Genomic DNA, 21,673 nt, shown 5'->3' on the forward strand with positions numbered 1-21,673 from the left:
GTTTGTCGCCCTTTCAAATGGTTTTGACGTCGGTGGTGGGAGAGAGCTGGCGGAAGATCTGTTCGACGTTGATCTTCACAGCATCCGAGACGAAGCCGTTGTCGCGGAACACGACGCGCAGCGGTTCATGCCCGGCCAGCTCCTTCACCAGATCCTCGGTGATGCCAGTGTCAAAACAAGCGACCAGCGCGTTGTCGTCGACAAAGAACACGATCTTGCCCTGCACGGTCTCGCGCCGGATGGGGAGCGTCAGGTCGACGCCCCAGTCCACCAGCACCTGGAAGAGCAAGTCTTCGGCCGTTCGGTCCGGTTTGACGTTGTCGACGGCGGTGAGCAGGTCGGCCTGTTTGACTTCGTCAGGACGATAATAGACGTCCCGCATGTTCGACGTGTCGATCTTCAGGACGCGGAAGCCTACGTCCTTGTTCCAGCCGGAATGACATTCACCTTCAAGGACCATGGCACCAGCTCTGCGTATGCGTTCCTTAGAGAAGTCCGCAATAGTCTCGTAACCATCTTTAAATGCGTCTGATCCTTCATCGATTGCCTCGGGCAACTGAATCAGAATGCACTGACGGTTCCCACCGTCAGCTGCATTGCATTCGAAAACTGCTTGAGCAGTCGTTCCCGAGCCCGCAAAAAAGTCCAAAATTAGTGCGTCTTTCGCTGCTCCTTGTTCAATGAGCGCTCTTACTAGCTCGACCGGCTTGGGAAATGAAAACAGCTTACCTCCGAAAAGATTTTTCAACGCCGTCGTTGCAGAGCTATTCATTGGAGAAACGATTGTACTTTGCCCACCGCCGCCAGTGGGGCGTTCAATCCAAGACGATACCGGTATTGTGGGCTTCATTGCCTCAGACGCAAAGCGCTTTAGCATTGGAGTGCCAGTCGAGCCTTTAGGAAATATGACACGGCCTTCAGAAACTTTTTGTGCCATAGTTTGGCGGCTATAGGGCCAGTATCTTCCCTTCGGAGGAAGAAACTCGTTCCCGGTGTCTGGGTCCGTTATCGGATAATATGTGTCGCCTCCCGGTTTTCCTGCGCTGAGGTTATCTGAGATCCAGGGACCCCGAGGGTCGTTGTCTGGATTTTTATACTTTTCGAATGTTCTCTCAACACCTTTGAGGGTGGCCTGAGACTTCGAGTAGACCAAAACGTACTCATGATCTTCACTAAGGTTTGTCACAGCATCCATGGCACCGCTACGACGCTTCCAAACAAAACAACCCAAAAAATTGTTGGCCCCAAAGACCTCTTCGCAAAGCTTCTGTAGGTTAGCGCGCTCATTGTCATCGATCGAAATAAAAATAAGCCCCTGATCGGACATAAGTTGGCGGGCTATTCGTAGCCGAGGATACATCATCGACAGCCAGTCGGAATGAAAGCGGCCGTTGGTTTGAGAGTTCGCTACCAGCTTTCCTCCCATTCCATCAATTTGCCCTGACTTTTCGAGGTATTCGTCCGCGCCCAACTTAAATTGATCGTTGTAAATTAAGTCACTTCCTGTGTTGTAGGGGGGGTCAATATAGATCATATCTACTTTCCCCAGGTAGCTCTCGCGGATCAGCTTTAGCCCGTCTAGGTTGTCTCCTTCGATGAACAAGTTCTTGGTGCTTTGGAAATGCAGACTGTCCACTTCGAATGGACGAACGGTTTTTTCCAAGGATGTATTAGCTTCAATGAGTGCAGCAGCTTTCCCAGGCCAGTTTAGATGGTACCGCTCACGCACACCCTCTGTGGCTTGTCCATCGAGGATCTGCTTCAGGAGTTCAAAATCAATGACTTGCTCAAGTTCGCCAGCCTCGTTCCTCACTTCCGTCACAAGTTCCGGCAGTAACGTGCCAAGCTGAGCTTTGATGTCCCGTGACAGTTCAGGGGTTTTCATTTCAAGTTTTTTTATCGTCACGTTTTCACCCTCGGTTCGCCTTACGTTGTCAGAGTATTAGTTTTCGCCAAGTCGATATCCGGCCTCAACGAGCGACCAAAAAAATTCACGGTCGTTCAGTCTATAGACCCAGCGCTTGCGATAGGGCCGGTCACCTTGCTCAACGTAGACGTCAATAGAGGTGAACTCATCGGACATATCCACCTCGCTATTGAAATACACCCGAACTTCTAGACCCCATTTGTTCGGTTGATGCTGGTAACCCTCCCCGAGATTAGGGTTCGAACCGGTTAGGGCTCGATATCGTGACTCAAACCGACCTGCAGCATCAGGGTTTACTTCGACTTCAAGCACTACGTCGGTCGCGTCTTTAAAGAAATCTATGTTCATCAGGTCGCTTTCTGTTTTGGTATTCTTGCTCGTCATGCACTTCGTTTGGTGTCGTGTTCTTCTCGTACTTCTGAACCATGGCAGCGCCGTTTTGAAAGCGCCTGGGGGCTTGTCGTCACTTGTTTGGGGCGGTGTCGTGTGGCTTTGCACACTCTCAATCTGCTCGGCTAAATCGTCTTGACGTCGGTGGTGGTGGAGAGCTGGCGGAAGACCTGTTCGACGTTGATCTTCACCGCATCGGAGACGAAGCCATTGTCGCGGAACACGACCCGCAGCGGTTCATGCCTGGCCAGCTCCTTCACCAGATCCTCGGTGATGCCGGTATCGAAACAGGCGACCAGTGCGTTGTCGTCGACAAAGAACACGGTCTTGCCGTGGACGGTCTCGCGGCGGATGGGCAGCGTCAGATCGACACCCCAGTCCACCAGCACCTGGAAGAGCAGGTCTTCGGCCGTGCGGTCCGGTTTGACGTTGTCGACGGCGGTGAGCAGGTCGGCTTGTTTGACTTCGTCAGGACGGTAATAGACGTCCTCCATGTTTGAGGTATCGATCTTCAGGACGCGGAATCCGGCGTCAATCTGACGGTCAGCTGTGTTCGCTTGGCGGGCTACTACGCCCGCTCTTCGTAGTCTTTCCTTAGTAAGTTCTGCAATGTTTCGCGGCCTATCAAGTTTGTCGCAATAATCTGCGGCGGTCTTTTGTTCTCTGTTTGCAGGGTCAAGTGCTTCGGGGAGTTGTGCCAGAATGTAACGCCGATTTCCTCCGTCTTGGGTATTTTGCTCCAATACGGCATGAGCCGTCGCACCTGACCCCGCAAAAAAATCGAGTATGATATCATCCGCTTTCGTGGCCTGTTCAACGAGAATCTTCATTAGAGATACGGGCTTAGGAAAACTAAATACGCGGTCCCCAAAGAGATTTACCATGTCAGACGTACCATCACGGGTGAAAATTCCGTCACCGACAATTGTTGAGAACCCCGTGAAGTCAGAATCTAAATCGTTCAGAAATGCTTTCCGGCGCGGCCGTCCGTCAGAAGAGGCAGGCCAAAGAATTCGATCTTCTTGTATCAGGCGTGCCATGGTATTGCGATCATATCTCCAGCCCATTTTCGGACAACCATAGTTGACCCCCGTGGTCGGGTGAATCAGGTCATAGTGGAGATTCGGACGTCGATCCGCAGTGGCGATTCCCACCATGTTTGCGCTTGCCCAATCGCCTCTTGGATCATTGTCAGGGTTTGTATACTGCTGCTTGTTTCGTTCAGAACCCCGAATTTCCTTCCCGTAACACAATATATACTCATGATCGACGGATGCGCCTGTGACTGTACGGTTGTCGATGTTCTGGCGACTTTTCCAAACAAAACATGCAATGAATTTATCGGATCCAAATACTTCATCGCAGATTTTCTTGAGATTCTGGATTTCGCCATCGTCGATGCTTATGAAAATGACTCCGTCATCACGGAGTAGGTTTCGAGCCAAGCGCAACCTTGGATACATCATGCTTAGCCAATCTGAGTGGAAGCGACCATTCGAGCTTGGGTTTGCGACAAGCCTGTTGCCGCTTTCGTCTTGCTGATCTGAGCGAGCCAAAAAATCTTTCGGTCGTTCAACAAAATTGTCGTCGTAGACGAAGTCGTTTCCAGTGTTGTAGGGCGGATCGATGTATATCATCCTTATTTTGCCCAAGTAGGTTTCCTGAATTAGCTTCAACGCATCTAAGTTGTCACCTTCGATAAAAATATTTCTAGTGCTTTCAAATTCGACGCTTTCCTTCGAAGACGGGCGGAGCGTTTTTGAGATTGGTGCATTAGCTATTGCTAGTGACTCGCGCTTCCCTGGCCAATTGAGGTGAAAACGCTCCTGTCCGCCCTCAACTATATGGTCGCTTAACTCCTGTCGCAGCTGATCGAAGTCCACGACCAGCCGCAGCTTGCCGTTTTCGTCCGCGGCCTCGGTCACACATCCGGGGAACAATTCACTGATCGTCGTGATGTTCTCATGGTTCAGGTCGGGGCTGTGCAGCTTCATTTTGTCCATACTCGTCGTCCTCTTATTCACTCGGCGCGGCTGTCTGGGCCGTCGCTCCGGTCAGCCGTTCCAATTCCAATTTCGCTGCGCGCAGCTCTGCGTTTACGCCCACGCGCTTGTTGAATTGCTTCTCGCGCGCCAGCCGTGCCTTGATCCGTTCGACGTCCCGCGTCTTGGCGCGGATCGCCTCCATCCGGTCGACGCGGGTCTGAATGTCTTCAGCGTCCTCTCCGGGAATGGTCTGAACCTGTTGTGGCATCAAACCGGACAGAAGCGCATCATAAAGCCCACCTAGGTTGAGCGCGACCGGCAGGGGCGACCTGGCGGCGGTATCGGCCACCCAGTCCGTGGAAAAATACTCGCTGATAACCCACTTCGCCCTGTCGGCCTCGCTTGGCCGCTTGTAGGCCGCCATGGACCTGCGTTTGCCGCCATGGCTCAACTCGAAGATCAGGGGAAAAGGGATGGCCTTGTCGATGGCGCGCAGAACGGCCTCGTCCAGCTTGCCGGTCTTCAGCGATATGTCGAAGACCTGAATTTCTGCCACTGATTTGGTGGCGCTCAGGTTGATCGTTTCCGGCGCGAGCTTGTAGCGCCAGACGATCTGATCGACCTCACGCACGAACAGATCCTTGAGGGCGGTGTTCGCGCCTGCGTGCTCGTAGATCTTGTTCTTAGGCAGAACCCGGCCGAAGGCAGCGCTCTTGGGGTAGTCGAAGAAGCCTGTCATGCGACGCTGTCCTCGATCACCAGGAAGCCGATCAGCTCGAAGTCATCGAGCCCGGCGATGGTGTGGGTCAGCGCGGTCGTGCGGCCGCCGCTGAACAGGCTGTCGAGATCCTTTTCTTCTTTCACCTCGATCATCGAGCGGATTGCGGCGCTCAGGAGCCCGGAATAATGCTCCATCTTGCGGCCATCCTCCGTGCGCTCGTTGAACGTGCGGCAGACGTCGGGGACAGGGATCGAGCGGCCCTTGCAGCTGGTCCGGATCAGGTCGAGCAGGCGCTTGACCTCGGTATGGTCGGCGATGATTTCGCCATCGTCGGCGATGTAGACCAGATAGAAGGGGTGGAGCCGGTTCTGCTGGTTGATGTTCACGGTATCGTGGATGTTTTTCAGCGCGAAGATTACGCCGGGACGGAGCCCCATTTGTGCCTGCGACGGTACCACGGCATGCATGCCGTTCGGTAGGTTGTCGAGCTCGCCGTGCTGCTTGGCATAGTTGAGTAGATCCATCCGGAAGTCGTTCAGGCCAAGGTCAGTGATCGAGACACCGGTCTTGACGTCCTCAAGATCGATGACCTCTTCCTGCAGGCGTTTGAGCTGATCCTTGCGGTAGGCGATGTCGCCACTTTTGGCTGTCAGGACGTTGTCGTCACCGGTACCCACCATGTCGGCGATCACCATCCGGTTTTCGACACGCTCCTTGAGGTTGATGTATTCGTCGAGCGAAATGTCGGGCCAATAGTTTACCAGCTGGATCTGCGAATTCGGTGACCCAATGCGGTCAATGCGACCGTATCGCTGAATGATGCGCACCGGGTTCCAGTGGATGTCGTAGTTGATCAGATAGTCGCAGTCCTGAAGGTTCTGGCCTTCGGAGATGCAGTCCGTGCCAATCAGAATGTCGATCTCTGCGGGCTCGTCCGGCAGGATGACGTCCTTTTCTTTCGAGCGGGGCGAAAACAGCGTCAAGACGCCCTGGAAGTCATAGCTCTTCTTGAGTGTGGTCTTCGGTGAATCCGAGCCAGTCACCTTCCCGGTGTGCAGCCCGAGGTCCTTCGCGAAAGGGGCGAGGTTTGCAAAGAGGTAATTTGCCGTGTCCGCGAACGCCGTAAAGATAAGCACTTTCTTGTTGCCCGGGTTAATTGGCTCGCCAACTTTACGGGTAATAACGTCTTGCAAGTGCTGGAGCTTGGCATCGTCCTCAGGTCGGACCTTATCCATCGAAGCGACCAGATCGTCGATCAGAATAAGATCGGCCTGAAGATCGTGTTTCCAAGACGGTAGGTCCATGTCTCCGAGACTGATCTGAACCTTTTTGCCCACCGTGAACTCATTGAGGCCCTCAAGTTCGTCATCTTCCGCGTCCAGCGTTTCGACATCGGCCAGGTAATCACTGACGCTTTGCGTGCCGCCGGATCGTTCGAATTCGCCGATCGCTATTAGCGTCCGTGATATGTTTGCAGCGAGGGCGCGCAGAGTAAGCCGGAACGCCTCAACCGAGCTTTCCAAGCGCTTAAGCAGGTTAGTCGTCATCAAGGCTTGCAGACTGCGCTCGCGGTCAGCCTGACGCAGCTTGCCACGCCCCCCTTCGACTTGGGTGTCATAGATTTCTTCATACTTCCGAAGGCGGCTTGGAAGGATGTAGCTGATAGGTGCGTAAACGGACAGCTTGAGGACCGAGAGCTGTTCGAAGATTTCGTTCAGCCCCATCACATCGTCACGATGGGTGATAGGGCAATGGTAAGACAATGGTTTCCGGCGTTGAGGGAATTTACCGATGTCCTTGGTGTCGTAGAAGGTCTCGATATGCTTGCGCGAGCGGGCAATCGTGACAGCGTCGAGAAGCTCGAAAAAGTCGAAATCGAGCGCCTTGAGAATCGACGCAGCGTTTCGTTCATCCGGGGGCAACAGCGACCAGGTGTTGAAGGCTTTTTGGGCTCGCCTAAAAATCTCTTCGACGCTCGTGTCGGTCTTCAAGTTACGGCTTAGGCCTTCAGACTGCCCTTCATATGCGAGGGCGAGCTGGTTGCGGAGATCGGTGAAACGGTTGTTTACAGGCGTGGCCGACAACATGAGGACCTTGGTCTTCACGCCATCGCGGATGACCTTGTTCATCAGCTTCTGGTAGCGGGTTTCGCGATCCTTATAGACGTCATTGTTGCGGAAGTTGTGGGATTCATCGATTACAACGAGATCGTAATTTCCCCAATTTATCCGGTTTAGCGGGATCCCGAATGACTCGCCCGAGGTCCTCGACAGGTCCGTGTGACAGAGGACATCATAGTTGAACCGATCCTTTGCAAAAATGTTCGTCGTCAGATTGGTGTTGTAGTTCCGCCAGTTGTCGGCGAGTTTTTTGGGACAAAGCACCAAGACAGCACGGTTGCGAAGCTCATAATACTTGACGACAGCGAGAGCTGTGAACGTTTTCCCCAAGCCAACGCTGTCCGCCAGAATGCAGCCGTTGTATGTCTCTAGCTTGTTGATGATCCCGGTTGCCGCATCCTTCTGGAAGTTGAACAACTTGTTCCAGACGAGGCTGTCCTGATAGCCCGTCAGATCATTTGGCAGTACGTCTTCGTCGATATCTTCCAGAAAATCCTGGAAGATATTGTAAAGCATCATGAAGTAGATCCGCTCGGGTGAATTCTCCTGATAGACGGACTCAATATGATCACAGATCGCGTCTGTGACGTCTTTGACCTTCTCTGAGTCTACCCAGATCTGATTAAAAAGTTGAAGATACATCTGCGCGTGACTTGGGTCGTCAAACTTCGTCACAAAGTTGGAAACAGCATCGCCCTTTTGGTAGCCAAGATCGACTGCTGTGAAACCGCTGATGGGCATGTAGGCGACGCCTTCAGCAGAGCTGTCGACATGCATGAATTGTTGCATGGGCGCCTTGGAGGTATTCGATTTGAACTTCGCCTTCTTGCGGATCCAGGCCGCACATTCGCGGGCTACCGCTCGTTGCGTCAACTTATTGCGAAGCTGAATTTCAAACTCGGTTCCATAAAGGCCACTTTCACGGCGCGCCTTTGGGATGAAAAATTCACGCCGTTCTTTTCGTAAGCGATCGGTTACTTCGGTTGGTACAAAGGTTGGTGAAGTGAATATGAACTGCAGGCTGTCCACTTTCGATAGCTCTGCTTTCAGCGCCTCGAATGCATAAATGGAGAAACATGACGCGGCGATTTTGAGACGCGATCCGCGAGACATTGTGTCCTTGAGGTCGTCACCAAGAAGCTGAGAGGTGTTATCGATGATTTTCATCGAGGACCTCGCGATTTAGAAGAACGATCTGCTGATCCTGTGGTTGCCGCGCAGCTGGATCAGTGTCGAGCCCGAGCCGTTTGAGGGAGTAGTAAACCAATGCGCGCCGCACGGAAATCTTTGCCGTGCCACCCTGCATGCCGTAGTCCAGCGCAATGACCTGTTTCTGTGAATCTGACAGTTCAGGGTGGGGGCCGATCTCAAGCGTGACACGTTCTTGCCAGTCTGCATCGGCTGCATCGGTTATTTCGCTTGCCCTGGTTTCGCGTGTCTCAATGATGCGGGATAGGAGAAAATCCTTGAAGACCTCGTCCGTCTGGCAAAACGCCCGAGTGTGCCACCGGAACCCGTCGAACCCTATGGCATGAGGCGCGATCCATCTCCAAATGGGCTCTGGACGTGAGAGGGACTGGTACTTCACTTCAAGTGCTTCGTTGCGTCGGATTGCCCCGACCACGGAGCGCAGGGTTGTGGGGTTCACCCCACGCACCGGTGTTGGCGCAGCATCATATGAAGGCAGTTCAGCAATCCAAGTGTCGTCGCTGTCCATGATGCCATCAGCCAAAGACCGCAGCTGTGCGAGGTAACGACTGGCGTCAGGCTTCAGGAACTGCGGGGAATAGTCCGGGCCAGGGACATAGGTCCGTGCACTCTTGTCGTAGACCATGTTGGCCGGGGCGAAGCCGATATAGCGGTTCAGATCGGTGGACGCCTGGTTCACCGATACCCCGAACTGCTCCATCAAATCGCTACGGTTCACATGCCCCTCCCAAAACAGGCGGAATTCGATGAACTCGAGCCGTTGCTCGACTCCCCAGCGAAGTTCCACCTTGTCGTTTTCCACTGCGTTCCCCCGGCCTTGCCGATCCGCACGTTAACTATGCACACCCAATTTATGTGCGCCTTGTCACGCTAGCCGAGCAATTCAGCGCGTTCAATCGAAATCCTGCGCATTTTCTTAGGTTTGCGGCGGTATGTGAAGGCGGCATGCAGGAAAGTGGTCCGTTGAAGCAGGCGTGCCGAGACACGCTTTCCCTCGGCACGCCTGCAAATATCGCAACCACATGCGCGGTCACGGGGTCGGCGAAACCTCAGCCGACCTGGTGGGCTCCGAGCGGGTTCGCCGCCATCCCCACCACCGCGCTCGATCCGCCCCACAGTGCGGCGTCTCCTGCGGTCCCCGCGCTTGTCGGGTCCGGGTCCCCATCGGTTCTAGCCGCTTTGGCTATTCCGCCTCAGGCTGTTGTGGGGCGGAGACCATCTCGGTGATTGCTTGAAATTCTGTCAGAAACTCCGGCCGATGCTGCATCAGGTAACGGACGATCCGGGCGTTCCCGAGCAATTTCCCCAGATACCCCTTGATGACGGTCAGCTGCAGGTGGTCCTGGCCGTAGGAGTCTTGGATCGAAGTGATCCCTTCCTGCAGCCGGGCCAGCTCGCGCTCCATGCGGGCCATGGCCTCCGGGGTGATGCCCCTCATCTTCTTGGGTTTCTTCGTGTCCACCAGCTGCGCCTGGGGCGTTCCTGCAAGGATTGCGGAGATGTACGCTGGCGAGTAATTGTTTGCATTCATCATCAGCTCTGCCGCCTCGATCTGGCGCATGGCTTTCATCTTACGCAGGATTTCGAACACGGCGGTCGCGCAGTGTTTGTCCTTCAGGATGCCGACAGCCTCTTCACAGATCCCGTCGAGCAGCTTTGCCTTTCGCACAATGCTGCGCGGATTGAGGTCCAGAGCCAGGGCGATCTTTTCCTCGGACACACCGCGCTCGATGGCCTTGCGGATCATTTTGTGCTCCTGGATCGGTGCTAGGCGGCTGATCCGCTTGTTATAGGTGAAGGCCTCGTCGTCAGTGGAGATCAGACATTCGACCCGTTCGATGCCGAGATCCTTCAGCACCTCGATCCGGATATGCCCATCAAGCAGCATGTAGGTGTCTTCCTCACCCGTGGATCGCGTGACGACCGGCGGTTCGACCAAGCCAACCTCTTTGATCGACGCGGTGATCTGGCGGTACTTGCGGCTGGATTTGACCGATGCGCTTAACGCCTTAACGGGCAACACAGCCTCTACCGGTACGGTGACGCAATCACTCTCAAAGCCGAGCGCAACCGCGTCCGGGGTTTTGCGCTTGCCCCGGCTCATTCGGACGCTCCTGCGTCCAGCGATTGACCGAGATATGTGGGTAGGGTGTCCAGCCCTTCCGCGCGCAGGAGCGTCAGGAAGTGGTCATCATCGCGCAGCGAGCGAAATGCCTCCACGACAAACATCAGGCGGCCCTGCGTCAGCTCGGCCTTCTTGATCAGCACCTTCTGTCGCTCCGCTTCCTGTTGATAGGCACGCACAAGTGCGTCGCTGGTCAGGGGGCGCTTGGTGCCGTCGCTTCTGCCATATCGGTTTCGATGAAGGTGCGGACCCTGTGCGTCGCGCTGCTGGATGAGACGGCGCACGGCGGCCAGTTTCTTGCCGCGCAGCTTCTTCTGGGTGTAGGCGTCCATCAGAGCGCGCTGGCCGCCCTCGGCGTCTGTCTTTGAAATGTCGATGGCGAGGTTCAGCGGCAGAAGGCCGGTTTCCACGGCCGAGACCAGCCGTTCTTCCCCGCGCTCCAGAAGCCCCGCGATCATGCCGACATAGTCTGGCGTCACCCCGATCTTGTTTGCGATCTGGCGATCATTGTAGCCGCGTTTGCGCAGGTTGCCGATTTCACGCATAAGGTCGATCGGGTTGTGCTGGCGGCGCGCGCAGTTCTCCACGAGGCTCATGACCAGGCAATCGCTCTCATCGGCGTCGATGATGATGGCCGGTATGGCATCCTGCTGAAGCTCCATGAACGCTTCGAGCCGCCCTTGGCCACAGACGAGGTCATATTCAACAGGGTCGGTTCCGGCGCGCTGCGCCACGGTGATTGGTCGCTTCAGACCGATCTTTGCGATGTTCTCGACCATTTCCTCAAAAGTTCGCCGGTTACGCACGCGGGGATTGAGGATGCGAATTCGGTTGGTGGGGATGAGAGTGACCTGTTTCTGGGCAATGTCCTGGGCGTCGTCTGGCATCAGGCGGCCTCCGTGATCCGGGCCCGGCCAGCGAGCGCATAAAAATAGTCGAGTGCGTCAAAGCGATAGGCATCCAGCGACAGCCCGTTCTGCTCGGCCAGCCTCAGTCGGGCCATGGTCATATCGATGCTCGGCAGCAGGTAATAATCGCGTGGCGCTTCGTTCAATTCGTCCATTCGCACGGCAATCGTGATGTCGGGCACCAGGCCAGTATCGAGACGGATGCGCCATCGCAGGGAACCGCCCTGCGTTTCGAAACACCGGGCAAGCACGACCGACGCCGTGAACTCGTCATTGATGCGGATCAGGTCCGTGTCCGGATCCTGCACCGCCTGGCCGCCACGTTCCGCGACACCGTCGAGGATCTTGGCCACGATGCCGGGGTGGGCCTGCCGTAAGGCCCGGTTGATCTCGACGTAGCGATAGTCCCGCTCCGGCTCGTAGCCGATCATCTGGTACGCGCGCAGCAGGCTGCCGAAGCGGCTCCGAAAGGCGCTCGAGGATGGCACGTTGTCCTGTTCGTCGATGATCAGTCCAGACAAGACGCCTTTCTGTTTCAGCACAGCGCGAAGGGCTTCGAGCAGTTCGGCGTCCGTGAAATGCTGACTGCGCGCGTCGACGATTTCGCGCGCGCGCAGGAACAGCACCTCGTCCACAATGGCGGGGTAGGCGCCCTCCGCCCGGATCCACATTTCGCGTGGGTTCACCACTCGCTTGTGCTTCAGCTTGAAGGACACCTTGTTGTAGACGTTGTTGCCGATGTATTTTTCGTTGGTCAGGACCTGGTGCACCGATGCTCGGGACCATGGCCGCTCCAGATCCGTAAGATGCCCCTCGGCATTCAGGGTTTCCGCAATCTCACGCTCCGAGCTGCCATCCTCGACGAACATTCGGTACATGCGGCGCACGACATCCTGTTCCTGCTCAGGGCCCGGAACGAGAACTACACGGTCGGTCTGAAAACTCTTCTGTTGGCCGCGGGACAAGGCACCCTTCGGGTTGCCGTGTTCGTCGATCAGCACCCGACGCAGGCCGTATCCAGCCGCACCGCCTTGGCGGTATCCAAGCTCAACTAGGCGGCATTGCCCCGCGAAGACCTTTACCGAAAGCTCGCGGCTGTATTCGCCCGCCATCACCCGCTTGACGGTTTTCAGAAGGTTGGAGCCGATGCTGCCGTCGTTTTCGAACTGCTCGCCGCAATAGTGAACGCGGATCCCGGCGCGAGAGCAGACATGCTCGTGATACGCCCCTTCATCAGCATCCTGAAACCGGCCCCAGCGGCTGACATCATAGACCAGAATGGCCTTGAAATCCGCCTGGCCGGTTCGGACCTCGGCCATCAGGTTCTGCAGCGCCTCGCGGCCGTCCAACCGCAACCCGGACCGACCAGAGTCCTCGAACACACGCAGGATCTGCAAGCCCCGGGCGGTGGCGTAATTCCGAATGATGTCGAGCTGGTTCTCGGTGGAGTACTTCTGATGATCGGTCGACATCCGCACATAGGCGACGGCAGGCACATCCGTTTCAGGCGGCTCGTCGCTCTTGTCGGAATGGGCCACCCATCGACCAGTCACATGCGTATCTCCTCATAATTCCAGGCAAATCCATCGCTCCCGTCGGAATCAACGGTTGAATTCTTCTCACTCATGTAAAGCGAAGGAGTGTGGAATGTCGTTTCCGAAAAAGGGCAAGTTCTTTCCAAAAGAAAACGGATATAATGGAAAAGGCGGTCATCAGACGAATGGATGCTTTGTCGAAGAAATCGCATCGGCATTAAGGCGGTCGCTCGGCGACAGTCGGGCGGGTGTCAAAACCGTGGCGGCCTGGACGGGTGCCAACGAGAAGACGGTGAAGAACTGGTTCTCGGGCACCTACGGTCCGAGTGGCGCGCACCTGATTGCGCTGTCGCGGCACTCTGATGAGGTGCTGGGTACGTTCTTGGCCATGGCAGGGCGCGAGGATCTGATGGTGGCCATCAAGCTCGCGGCAGCCGAAGATGCGATTTCGGATCTGCTTGATGCCGTGCGTCAGCTTGGTGGTGACGACCCAGGCGGCAAGGTCAGCTGATCAGCTGAGCGAACTGAAAGCTATTGTCCCTCAATGGCGCGCAGGATTTCGAAGCGATCCCGTGCGGTGGAAACCTGCACGGGAGAGAGTTGGGCGCGTGAGCCATTCCCTCCGCCACTTGCCCTCGCGAAAGCGTTCTCCTGTTCCGGCTGCGGCCGGATTTTCTTGTTGTTTTCAAGGGTTATGCGGGGCGGACTGAGCACTGGCCCTCGCGCCAGGAGGCCCGGAAGCAGTCTCTCTTTGCCGATATTCTCCGGACCTGTTGACTGCGCCAATTTGGTAAATTGCTTGCAAGCATCTGTAACTGATAGACTATTGCGGTACCGCAGCTAAGCATTTCGACGCCAGTGGCATTCGCGAGAAGGAACAGAAATCGAACTGTTGTCCTGAATTCAGTAGTGCTCCCAGATATGGCCCTAACTGAATAGTGCGCTGCACGGGTCTATCCCCGCGGGTGCGGGGGAGCCCGCTGAGAACGGCGGTGCAAAACTCGGCCACGGTAGCGGCGGGATAGTCCTGCTGCGGGCGGTGTAAAAACCGGCCATTTTGCTCTTCTTGTGACGGCAAGAGGGGGCGTGGAGATGCATACCGTGGATTTGTATTTGAAGGTTCGCCTGGCGTGTGGCGAAGGCATGAGCCAGCGAGAAGCAGCGCGTCATTTCAATGTTTCGCGCGACAGCGTAGCCAAGATGCTGGCGTTTTCAGCGCCGCCCGGTTACCGGCGCCAGAAGCCGATCAAGCGCCCGAAGCTGGACGGGTTCACCGAGATTATCGACGCGTGGCTGGACGGGGATCGTGAGACCCACCGCAAGCAGCGCCATACCGCCAAGCGGGTATATGACCGGTTGCGCGAGGAGCACGGTTTCACCGGCGGCTACACGATCATCAAGGACTATATCCGGGACCGCGAGCGGCGTGGACGTGAGATGTTCGTGCCGCTCGCCCACCCGCCCGGGGATGCCCAGGCGGATTTCGGCGAAGCCATGGTGATCATCGATGGCGTCGAGCAGAAGGCCCATTTCTTCGTCTTGGATTTGCCGCACAGCGACGCCTGCTTTGTGCGGGCCTATCCCGCGGCGACGGCGGAGGCGTGGATGGATGGCCACGTCCACGCCTTTGCCTTCTTCAGCGGCGTCCCGCACTCCATCCTTTATGACAACGATCGTTGCCTGGTCTCGAAGATCCTGGCCGACGGGACGCGCCAGCGCGCCACGCTGTTCAGTGCCCTGCAGTCGCATTACCTGTTCCATGACCGCTACGGGCGGCCGGGCAAGGGAAACGACAAGGGTAAAGTCGAGGGCATCGTTGGTTACGCCCGCCGGAACTTCATGGTGCCGGTCCCGCGTTTTGCCAGCTGGGACGCGTTCAACGCGGATCTGGAGGCCCAGTGCCGCAATCGCCAGAACGAGATCCTGCGTGGCCATAAGGAAACGATTGGCGAACGGCTGCAGCGCGATCTGGCGGCGATGAAGCCACTGCCCGGGGCTCCATTCGAGGCTTGCGCGCAAGCCAGCGGCCAGGTCAGTTCGCAATCGCTCGTGCGCTACGAGACCAACGATTACTCGGTTCCCGTCGCCTATGGTCATCAGAATGTCTGGGTGCGCGGCTATGTCGATCAGGTCGTGATCGGCTGCCGTGGAGACGTGATCGCCCGGCATCCGCGGTGTTACGCGCGCGAGGATGTGGTCTTCGATCCGATTCATTATCTCCCGCTGATCGAACGCAAGATCAATGCCCTGGATCAGGCTGCGCCCTTGGCAGCGTGGGATCTGCCCGAAGAGTTCCAGACCCTGCGCCGCCTCATGGAGGCACACATGCTGAAGATGGGACGGCGTGAGTATGTGCAAGTCCTGAGACTGCTGGAGACATTCGGCCTCGACGACCTGCATGGCGCGGTCAAGGAGGCCCTGCGCCTGCGCGCGACGGGCTTCGATGCGGTCAAGCACATTCTGCTCTGTCGGATCGAGAAGCGCCCGCCCAAGCTTGACTTGGCCAGCTATCCCTACCTGCCGCGTGCCGATGTTGGGACGACCTCGGCTGCCAGCTACATGACCCTGATGACAGAGGCGACGGGATGACGGAGGCTCCGCAGATCCTGCTCAACCATCACCTGAAGACGCTGAAGCTGCCCACCTTCCTGCGCGAATACGAGAAGCAGGCACGTCAATGCGCCACTGAAGGGCTGGATCACGTCCAGTTCCTGGCGCGCCTCGTCGAAATGGAAATGATCGACCGCGAACGGCGGATGATCGAGCGTCGCATCAAGGCCGCGAAGTTCCCGGCCGCCAAGAGCCTGGACAGCTTCGACTTCAAGGCGATCCCGAAGCTCAACAAGATGCAGGTGTTGGAATTGGCCCGCTGCGGATGGATCGAGCGGCGCGAGAACACCATCGCCCTCGGGCCAAGCGGCACCGGCAAGACGCACATCGCCCTGGGCCTCGGGTTGGCGGCCTGCCAGAAGGGGTTGCCCGTCCGCTTCACCACCGCCGCAGCGCTGGTCAATGAATTGATGGAGGCCCGCGACGAGCGCCGTCTGCTGCGCCTGCAAAAGCAACTGGCCAGCGTCAAGCTGCTCATCATCGACGAGCTGGGCTTCGTGCCGCTCTCCAAGACCGGCGCCGAGCTGCTGTTCGAGCTGATCTCGCAGCGCTACGAGCGTGGTGCCACGCTGATCACCAGCAACCTGCCGTTCGACGAATGGACCGAAACCTTCGGCACCGAGCGCCTGACCGGCGCGCTCCTCGACAGGCTGACGCACCACGTCAACATTCTCGAGATGAACGGCGAGAGCTATCGTCTCGCTCAAAGCCGCGCGCGCAAGTCCAACAACAACGCCTGATCCAGCCTATCCAGATTTGGCCCTGACGGGCCAAAGCGGCCAGTCAACCGCCAGCTATTTGGGAAGCGCGGCTGACTGGCCGCCGCCTCGTGCCGCGCGTTACGCCCAAACCCAAAGTGGCCGGTTTTTGCGCCGCCCTGTGGCTGGATTTTACTCCGGCGTTGACAGGAATGTCGGATGGAGATTCTGGAGTAAAGCATCTTGCCGATCTCGAAATACTGGAAATGTTCTTGGTTCCATGGCAGCATTTTATTCACACACCGCTCAGGAGAGAAAAATGGCTGATTGTCCACATTGTGACGGTACCGGAGTTTGCCAAGATGACTATCATGATAACGCGGCAAATGAGATTGCTTCGGACTTCGTTCTTGGGGCTGACTGTCCATCGGGATGCGACGGAAGCTCAATAAGTGCAGGCTATTGTCCTCACTGCGATGGAAGCGGTTCAGAAGACTAGTGCCGCCAAAAATATTGCGATGCAGAAAGTTTTAGAAAAAACCGGTTTTGACTCGGTATTGTCACCCAAAAGGAATTCAACCATGCAATTTTTCAAAGGTTATGCCGCTTTTAAACTTCTAACTATCAAGTTTACTTTAGCGCTGATTGCATCCACGAGCGCAGTGAGTGCTCTCCCGAGCGATGCTGTCCTAATGGAGAATATAAGATCGACGTGCGTTGCTCTCTCTGGAGGAATGATGGGGCCCAACTCAGGTACTAGCAAGAATCATGAGATGATTGGTGTACACAAAGTTGGGGAGGATACTTGGTCGGTCATCGTATCCTATGATCATGGCAATACAACCAACATTTGGACGACAGGTAGAGATGGTAGTATAACCCTTCGTCGTCTTCATAATGATAGATGGCTACTCACTTGCGGCTTTGCCAACGCAATCAGAAGCCGCTGGTGGGAGGATTGATCGCAGCATCGCAAACTGTAACATAAAATGCATTACAGGTGTCAACGGCAGAGCAAAATTGGACCAAAGGGCAGCGCAAAATGTTGCCACTTTGGGGCTGTGATAATCAGCGTCCAGACGAGCGCCAGCATCCGGGCGGCCGCGCTTGTCATATAGCTGGCGGTTGCCCGGATGCTTTGGCCCGTCAGGGCCAATCTGTGCGGATTGAGGTTTAGGTTTTGGGTGTTGCCTGACGCGCCTTGCTCTGGCCAAGGCGGTAGCTTTCGCCGTTCATCTCGAGGATGTTGACGTGGTGGGTCAGGCGGTCGAGCAGTGCGCCGGTCAGGCGTTCTGATCCAAATGTTTCTGTCCATTCGTCGAATGGCAGGTTGCTTGTGATCAGCGTGGAGCCGCGCTCGTAGCGTTGGGAGATCAACTTTCAGTATCGCAACGAGAAAGAACCGACGTCGAACTGTGGTCCTCAGGCACACTGATGTCCCATTCATGAAGCATTTGCGTAGGTTGCTGAGAAGATGGTCTCCGACAGCCACTTTTTGAAAGAAGGGTTGTCGCTGAACTGCTTGAACAGCTCGGTGTGGTCCGACAGCAACTCGATGACTGCGCGCTCAAGCGCTTTGTCGTGCTCTATGCGGGCGTTCTGCTTGTCAGAGTTCTTCATCGCATTCTGGTAGGCTTTGTCGGCCGCGACCTTGGTGGGCAGTTCCTCAGCGATCACCTTTCCAATCTTGTCGGCGTCCTTCCAGTCGATGTTGCCGAACATCTCGTTGAACGTCTTGAGGATGTTGCTCAACAGGTCCAGTTCCGGCTCTGGTTTACGGCCCCCGTCACTTGTCGGAACTGGGCCGATCTCTGCGTCCGTATCGGAGAGCGCAATCGACATCGCTGCCTGCGCCTCGACCCGGTAGCTGTCCATATCGATGGCTTCGATGATGCCTTGCGAAAGGTCTTGCTCCTCTGGGGCCGGCAACTTCGGCGTGAGGAAGTTCAGGAAGATCGAGAGTTTTTCCCACTCAGCATTCGAATAGGGCAGAATCGCTGCCAGGAACCCGTAGGTGCGCGTGAATGCCTTTGCCTTACCCTTGAAGTCGACTTGGCCGTCTTCATCGAGGTCGGCCTTGTAGACGGCCACACACGCATCGAGGATGGGATCGAGCTTGTCCCGGTCGGCGCCGCCAAGATACAGCGCCACAAGGTCTTCGACCTGCTCCCATGAATAGACCTGATAGCCGTCGAGCCGCGACTTTAGATCGTGAAGCTTGTTCGGATCGGTCTCCTCGCTCAGGATTGTCGTGCGGTAATAGTCCTCGAAAGAGGCCTCGATGCCGTCCACATCGTTCATGAAGTCCAGCACGAAGGTATCGTGCTTTTGTGGATGCGCGCGGTTCAGACGCGACAGCGTCTGCACGGCCTTGATGCCGGACAGCGTCTTGTCCACGTACATCGTATGCAGCAAAGGCTCGTCGTAGCCGGTCTGGAATTTGTCCGCCACGATAAGGAACCGGTACGGATCCTTCTGGATCGTCTCCCCGATCTTGTTGCTGGGGAAGCCGTTGAGCGACGTCTCGGTCACCTTCTGGCCGCCATACTCATGCTCACCCGAGAAGGCGACAATTGCTTGATAGGGGCTCTTGCGCTCCTTCAGATACTCCCCGAAGGCGTGAAAATACTGGATGGCGCGGCGAATACCGCTCGTCACGACCATGGCGCGCGCGGAGCCGCCGATCTTGCGGTGAGCGATTACCTGATCGTGGAAATGGTCGATCATGATCTCCGCCTTCTTGCGGATTGCATGGTCGTGGGATTCGACATAGCGCCTGAGCTTCTTCTGCGCCCGCTTGGTGTCGAATTGCGGATCTTCCTCAACCGTCTTCATGAGACGGTAATAGCTCTCGACCGGGGTGTAATGCTTCAGCACGTCGAGGATGAAGCCCTCCTCGATCGCCTGCTTCATTGAATAATTGTGGAAGGGGACGTGCCTGACCTTGCCGCCCTCCGGTACCGCCGCGCCGAAAATCTCCAGCGTCTTGTTCTTGGGCGTCGCGGTGAAGGCGAAATAGCTCGCATTCGGCAGCACCTTCCGCGCTTCCATCACTCGGTTGATCGTGTCCTCGACCGTTTCATCTTCCTCTTCGGCGCCGTTCGCGGCGAGCGCGATGTTCATCTTCGCCGCTGCACGTCCGCCTTGGCTGGAATGCGCCTCGTCGATGACGATTGCGAAGGTTCGCCCGCGATGCCCGTCCCCGATCTCGTCCAGGATGAACGGGAACTTCTGCACCGTGGTGATGATGATCTTCTTGCCCTGCTGCAGATAGCCTCGCAGCTGTTGTGACCCTTCTGTAACCGCGCCGACGATTGAGGATACCTGCGCGAACTGCTTGATGGTGTCGCGGATCTGCTTGTCGAGCACGCGGCGGTCGGTGACCACGATGACGGTGTCGAAGGTCGGCTTGCCGCTGGTCTCCAGCCCGATCAGCTGGTGGCCGAGCCAGGCAATCGAGTTGCTCTTGCCAGAGCCTGCCGAGTGCTGGATCAGATATCGCCGCCCGGCGCCGGAGGCCACAGCGTCGGCCAGCAGCTTGCGCACCACATCGAGCTGATGGAAGCGCGGGAAGACCTGTTTTGGCGGCTTCTTCTTGCCCCGATCGTCCTTCTCCTCGACCACCTGCGCATAGTTTTCGAGGATATCGGTGAGATTCCGCTTGGTCAAAACTTGCTTCCAAAGATAGTCGGTCTTCAAGCCATGAGGGTTCGGCGGATTGCCAGTACCGTCGTTCCAGCCCTTGTTGAACGGCAGAAACCAGGATGCCTTCCCCTTCAGGTGCGTGCACATCCGCACCTCGTGATCATCCACCGCGAAGTGGACGACGCAGCGGCCGAACTGGAACAGCAGCTCCTTGGGATCGCGATCGCGCTTGTACTGCTCGATGGCGTCCTCGACGGTCTGCTTGGTGAGGCTGTTCTTCAACTCGAAGGTCGCGACGGGCAGACCGTTGATGAACAGCGCGGCGTCGAGCGACAGCTTGGTCGCATCCTTGGAATAGTGCAGCTGGCGCGTAACGCTGAAGATATTGGCGGCGAACAGGTCCTCGGCCTTCACGTTGCCGGGGGTGGGTGTGCCGAAGAATAGCTCCACCGAGCCGGGGCCGTGCTTCACGCCGTTGCGCAAAACGTCGATGACACCGCGCTTGGCAATCTCACCCTGCAGGCGGTGCAGGAACTGCAACCGTTTGGGGCCATCCTCACCGATACCCAGCGCCTCGACCGCATCGGGCTGGGTTGCGGTCAGGAAGGCGAACAGCTTCGTCAGATCGACGGCATGGTCGCGGTCAAAGTCGTTCGGATCGCCGGCAGCATAGCCGGCGTCATCGATCAGTGACCGGACAATGAGCGTCTCGAGGCCCTTCTCGCTCGTATCGGTCGTCATCAGCCGCCGTGGGCGATGGCGTTGTCCACCCAGCCCTTGTTCCCGAGCACGTCCACCGCCAGCTTGATCTGACGCGGAGAGAAGTGCTTCTTGCGCGCGTTCCAGGCATAGGTCCGCTCAACGACGTCCTGCGTGGTCTCGACGGGCTCGTTCTTCATGATCCAGTGGATTGTCGCCAGCAGCTCCAATCCGAATGGCGTTTCGAACCCGGCCACCAAATCCGCGACCTTGTCGAAGCGAGCGCCGGTGTCCGCGTGGGTCTCCAGGAAGGTTCCCGCGTCGTTCATCGCGCCGGGCACCAGCTCAAGCTGCTTGTTGGGCGCGTCACCGCCATCCGCGTAGCCTGACACATAGTAGCCCTCGACCGTGCGGAGGACGTGCCGGAGATTCTCGGCGTACGGCCCGTAGGGCGCCTTCTGGTATTTCAGCTTCAACGGCTCCCCGGCGACCTGCATGAAATACATCAGCTTGTGCACTTCGAGCAGGGTGACGAACGGGTCGAGCAGGCCGCTCAGATAGCGATGCATCAATCCCACCAGAGCCGCGCGGCCCGGCGTCATGTTCGGAGCATCCTGCGGGCGTGTCATCCGACCCGCCTCCGGGGCGCCATTCGGTTCGAATACAACGATCCGAAGGTCATTGAAACCGCGCAACGCGGCCTCGATGCGTGGGCGCACCTCTTCCCATTTCAGCCCACCGAGGCCGCTGCCGAGCGGGGGAATGGCGATTGAGCGGATGTTGCGCGTCCTGATCTCGTCGGCGAGCGCTTCGAGACCGGCCTCGACGTCCTCCATGCGGCTCTTGCCGCGCCAGTGCCGCTTCGTCGGGAAATTGACGATGTAGCGCGGGCTCGTCAGCTGATTGGTCTCGACCACGAACATCCGGCCGGGGCGCACCTCGTCGCGCTTGCAGGCCTCGGCGTAGGCCTTGAAGTTCTCGGGAAACGCGTTCTTGAACTGGAGCGCGATACCCCGCCCCATGATGCCCACGCAGTTCACGGTGTTGACCAGGGCTTCGGCGTCTTCCGCGAGAATGTCGCCCGTCTTGAATTCGAACATC

General features: G+C 57.1%; 16 protein-coding genes and 1 pseudogene. 5 read left to right on the forward strand and 12 right to left on the reverse strand.

Translation table 11 applies throughout. The features are described 5' to 3' along the window. Positions 1–13: 13 nt before the first annotated feature. The 9 genes from PVU19_RS14880 to PVU19_RS14920 form a co-directional block, all read right to left on the reverse strand. Positions 14–1,906, reverse strand: a complete 1,893-nt coding sequence (locus PVU19_RS14880; protein WP_082237775.1) for a site-specific DNA-methyltransferase — start codon at positions 1,904–1,906, stop codon at positions 14–16. A 36-nt stretch (positions 1,907–1,942) separates the two neighbouring features. Further along, positions 1,943–2,311: a hypothetical protein gene (locus PVU19_RS14885; protein ID WP_152911674.1), complete on the reverse strand. Its 369-nt coding sequence runs from the start codon at positions 2,309–2,311 to the stop codon at positions 1,943–1,945. A 131-nt stretch (positions 2,312–2,442) separates the two neighbouring features. Next, a complete protein-coding gene (locus PVU19_RS14890) occupies positions 2,443–4,320 on the reverse strand; it encodes a site-specific DNA-methyltransferase (protein WP_274789794.1) in 1,878 nt (625 codons plus the stop codon). A gap of 13 nt (positions 4,321–4,333) precedes the next feature. Beyond that, positions 4,334–5,041, reverse strand: coding sequence for a DUF4391 domain-containing protein (locus tag PVU19_RS14895; RefSeq protein WP_050664327.1), 708 nt, complete (start codon positions 5,039–5,041; stop codon positions 4,334–4,336). Beyond that, positions 5,038–8,310, reverse strand: coding sequence for a helicase-related protein (locus PVU19_RS14900; RefSeq protein WP_050664326.1), 3,273 nt, complete (start codon positions 8,308–8,310; stop codon positions 5,038–5,040). The genes PVU19_RS14895 and PVU19_RS14900 overlap by 4 nt, the downstream gene beginning before the upstream one ends. After that, positions 8,294–9,154 carry a BrxR family helix-turn-helix transcriptional regulator gene (locus PVU19_RS14905; RefSeq protein WP_050664325.1) on the reverse strand — a complete coding sequence of 287 codons (861 nt, stop codon included), beginning with the start codon at positions 9,152–9,154 and terminating at the stop codon, positions 8,294–8,296. Before PVU19_RS14905 ends, PVU19_RS14900 begins: the two co-directional genes overlap by 17 nt. A 381-nt stretch (positions 9,155–9,535) precedes the next feature. Next, a complete protein-coding gene (locus tag PVU19_RS14910) occupies positions 9,536–10,456 on the reverse strand; it encodes a plasmid partitioning protein RepB C-terminal domain-containing protein (protein WP_050664324.1) in 921 nt (306 codons plus the stop codon). Beyond that, positions 10,453–11,364, reverse strand: coding sequence for a plasmid partitioning protein RepB C-terminal domain-containing protein (locus PVU19_RS14915; RefSeq protein ID WP_050664323.1), 912 nt, complete (start codon positions 11,362–11,364; stop codon positions 10,453–10,455). The genes PVU19_RS14910 and PVU19_RS14915 overlap by 4 nt, the downstream gene beginning before the upstream one ends. Next, positions 11,364–12,857 (reverse strand): recombinase family protein, encoded by a 1,494-nt coding sequence (locus tag PVU19_RS14920; RefSeq protein ID WP_235575904.1) that lies wholly within the window; start codon positions 12,855–12,857, stop codon positions 11,364–11,366. The genes PVU19_RS14915 and PVU19_RS14920 overlap by 1 nt, the downstream gene beginning before the upstream one ends. Positions 12,858–13,032: 175 nt before the next feature. Between PVU19_RS14920 and PVU19_RS14925 the strand changes: the two genes are divergently transcribed. The 5 genes from PVU19_RS14925 (at position 13,033) to PVU19_RS14945 (ending at position 17,190) form a co-directional block, all read left to right on the forward strand. Then, entirely contained in the window at positions 13,033–13,431 is a 399-nt protein-coding gene (locus PVU19_RS14925; protein ID WP_050664321.1) for a hypothetical protein, read from the forward strand. 581 nt (positions 13,432–14,012) lie between these two features. Next, positions 14,013–15,509 (forward strand): IS21 family transposase, encoded by a 1,497-nt coding sequence (gene istA, locus PVU19_RS14930; protein WP_420833234.1) that lies wholly within the window; start codon positions 14,013–14,015, stop codon positions 15,507–15,509. After that, positions 15,506–16,270 carry an IS21-like element helper ATPase IstB gene (gene istB / locus PVU19_RS14935; RefSeq protein ID WP_274789796.1) on the forward strand — a complete coding sequence of 255 codons (765 nt, stop codon included), beginning with the start codon at positions 15,506–15,508 and terminating at the stop codon, positions 16,268–16,270. Before istA ends, istB begins: the two co-directional genes overlap by 4 nt. 89 nt (positions 16,271–16,359) lie before the next feature. Continuing rightward, on the forward strand, positions 16,360–16,680 hold the full coding sequence (locus tag PVU19_RS14940) for a hypothetical protein (protein WP_152911683.1): 321 nt from the start codon (positions 16,360–16,362) through the stop codon (positions 16,678–16,680). Positions 16,681–16,704: 24 nt separating this feature from the next. Further along, a complete protein-coding gene (locus tag PVU19_RS14945) occupies positions 16,705–17,190 on the forward strand; it encodes a hypothetical protein (RefSeq protein ID WP_152911682.1) in 486 nt (161 codons plus the stop codon). Positions 17,191–17,401: 211 nt separating this feature from the next. Here the strand turns inward: PVU19_RS14945 and PVU19_RS14950 are convergent. From PVU19_RS14950 to darG, 3 genes and pseudogenes are all read right to left on the reverse strand, one after another. Continuing rightward, positions 17,402–17,608: pseudogene (locus tag PVU19_RS14950) on the reverse strand (ATP-binding protein); the annotation flags it as partial. Between the two features lie 63 nt (positions 17,609–17,671). After that, positions 17,672–20,614: a type I restriction endonuclease subunit R gene (locus PVU19_RS14955; RefSeq protein WP_050663916.1), complete on the reverse strand. Its 2,943-nt coding sequence runs from the start codon at positions 20,612–20,614 to the stop codon at positions 17,672–17,674. Then, positions 20,614–21,672 (reverse strand): type II toxin-antitoxin system antitoxin DNA ADP-ribosyl glycohydrolase DarG, encoded by a 1,059-nt coding sequence (gene darG / locus PVU19_RS14960; protein WP_050663915.1) that lies wholly within the window; start codon positions 21,670–21,672, stop codon positions 20,614–20,616. The genes PVU19_RS14955 and darG overlap by 1 nt, the downstream gene beginning before the upstream one ends. Position 21,673 lies beyond the last annotated feature (1 nt).

Origin of the sequence: Roseovarius tolerans (genome assembly GCF_028885395.1) — a bacterium.
In the GTDB taxonomy this organism is placed as follows: domain Bacteria; phylum Pseudomonadota; class Alphaproteobacteria; order Rhodobacterales; family Rhodobacteraceae; genus Roseovarius; species Roseovarius tolerans.

Excerpts from the sequence above, each read along its gene's own strand:
- PVU19_RS14885 (WP_152911674.1), bottom strand. The coding sequence starts at position 2,311 with ATGACGAGCAAGAATACCAAAACAGAAAGCGACCTGATGAACATAGAT.
- PVU19_RS14890 (WP_274789794.1), bottom strand. The coding sequence starts at position 4,320 with ATGGACAAAATGAAGCTGCACAGCCCCGACCTGAACCATGAGAACATC.
- PVU19_RS14895 (WP_050664327.1), bottom strand. The coding sequence starts at position 5,041 with ATGACAGGCTTCTTCGACTACCCCAAGAGCGCTGCCTTCGGCCGGGTT.
- PVU19_RS14900 (WP_050664326.1), bottom strand. The coding sequence starts at position 8,310 with ATGAAAATCATCGATAACACCTCTCAGCTTCTTGGTGACGACCTCAAG.
- PVU19_RS14910 (WP_050664324.1), bottom strand. The coding sequence starts at position 10,456 with ATGAGCCGGGGCAAGCGCAAAACCCCGGACGCGGTTGCGCTCGGCTTT.
- PVU19_RS14915 (WP_050664323.1), bottom strand. The coding sequence starts at position 11,364 with ATGCCAGACGACGCCCAGGACATTGCCCAGAAACAGGTCACTCTCATC.
- PVU19_RS14920 (WP_235575904.1), bottom strand. The coding sequence starts at position 12,857 with ATGTCGACCGATCATCAGAAGTACTCCACCGAGAACCAGCTCGACATC.
- PVU19_RS14925 (WP_050664321.1), top strand. The coding sequence starts at position 13,033 with ATGTCGTTTCCGAAAAAGGGCAAGTTCTTTCCAAAAGAAAACGGATAT.
- istA (WP_420833234.1), top strand. The coding sequence starts at position 14,013 with ATGCATACCGTGGATTTGTATTTGAAGGTTCGCCTGGCGTGTGGCGAA.
- istB (WP_274789796.1), top strand. The coding sequence starts at position 15,506 with ATGACGGAGGCTCCGCAGATCCTGCTCAACCATCACCTGAAGACGCTG.
- PVU19_RS14945 (WP_152911682.1), top strand. The coding sequence starts at position 16,705 with ATGGAAGCGGTTCAGAAGACTAGTGCCGCCAAAAATATTGCGATGCAG.
- PVU19_RS14955 (WP_050663916.1), bottom strand. The coding sequence starts at position 20,614 with ATGACGACCGATACGAGCGAGAAGGGCCTCGAGACGCTCATTGTCCGG.
- darG (WP_050663915.1), bottom strand. The coding sequence starts at position 21,672 with ATGTTCGAATTCAAGACGGGCGACATTCTCGCGGAAGACGCCGAAGCC.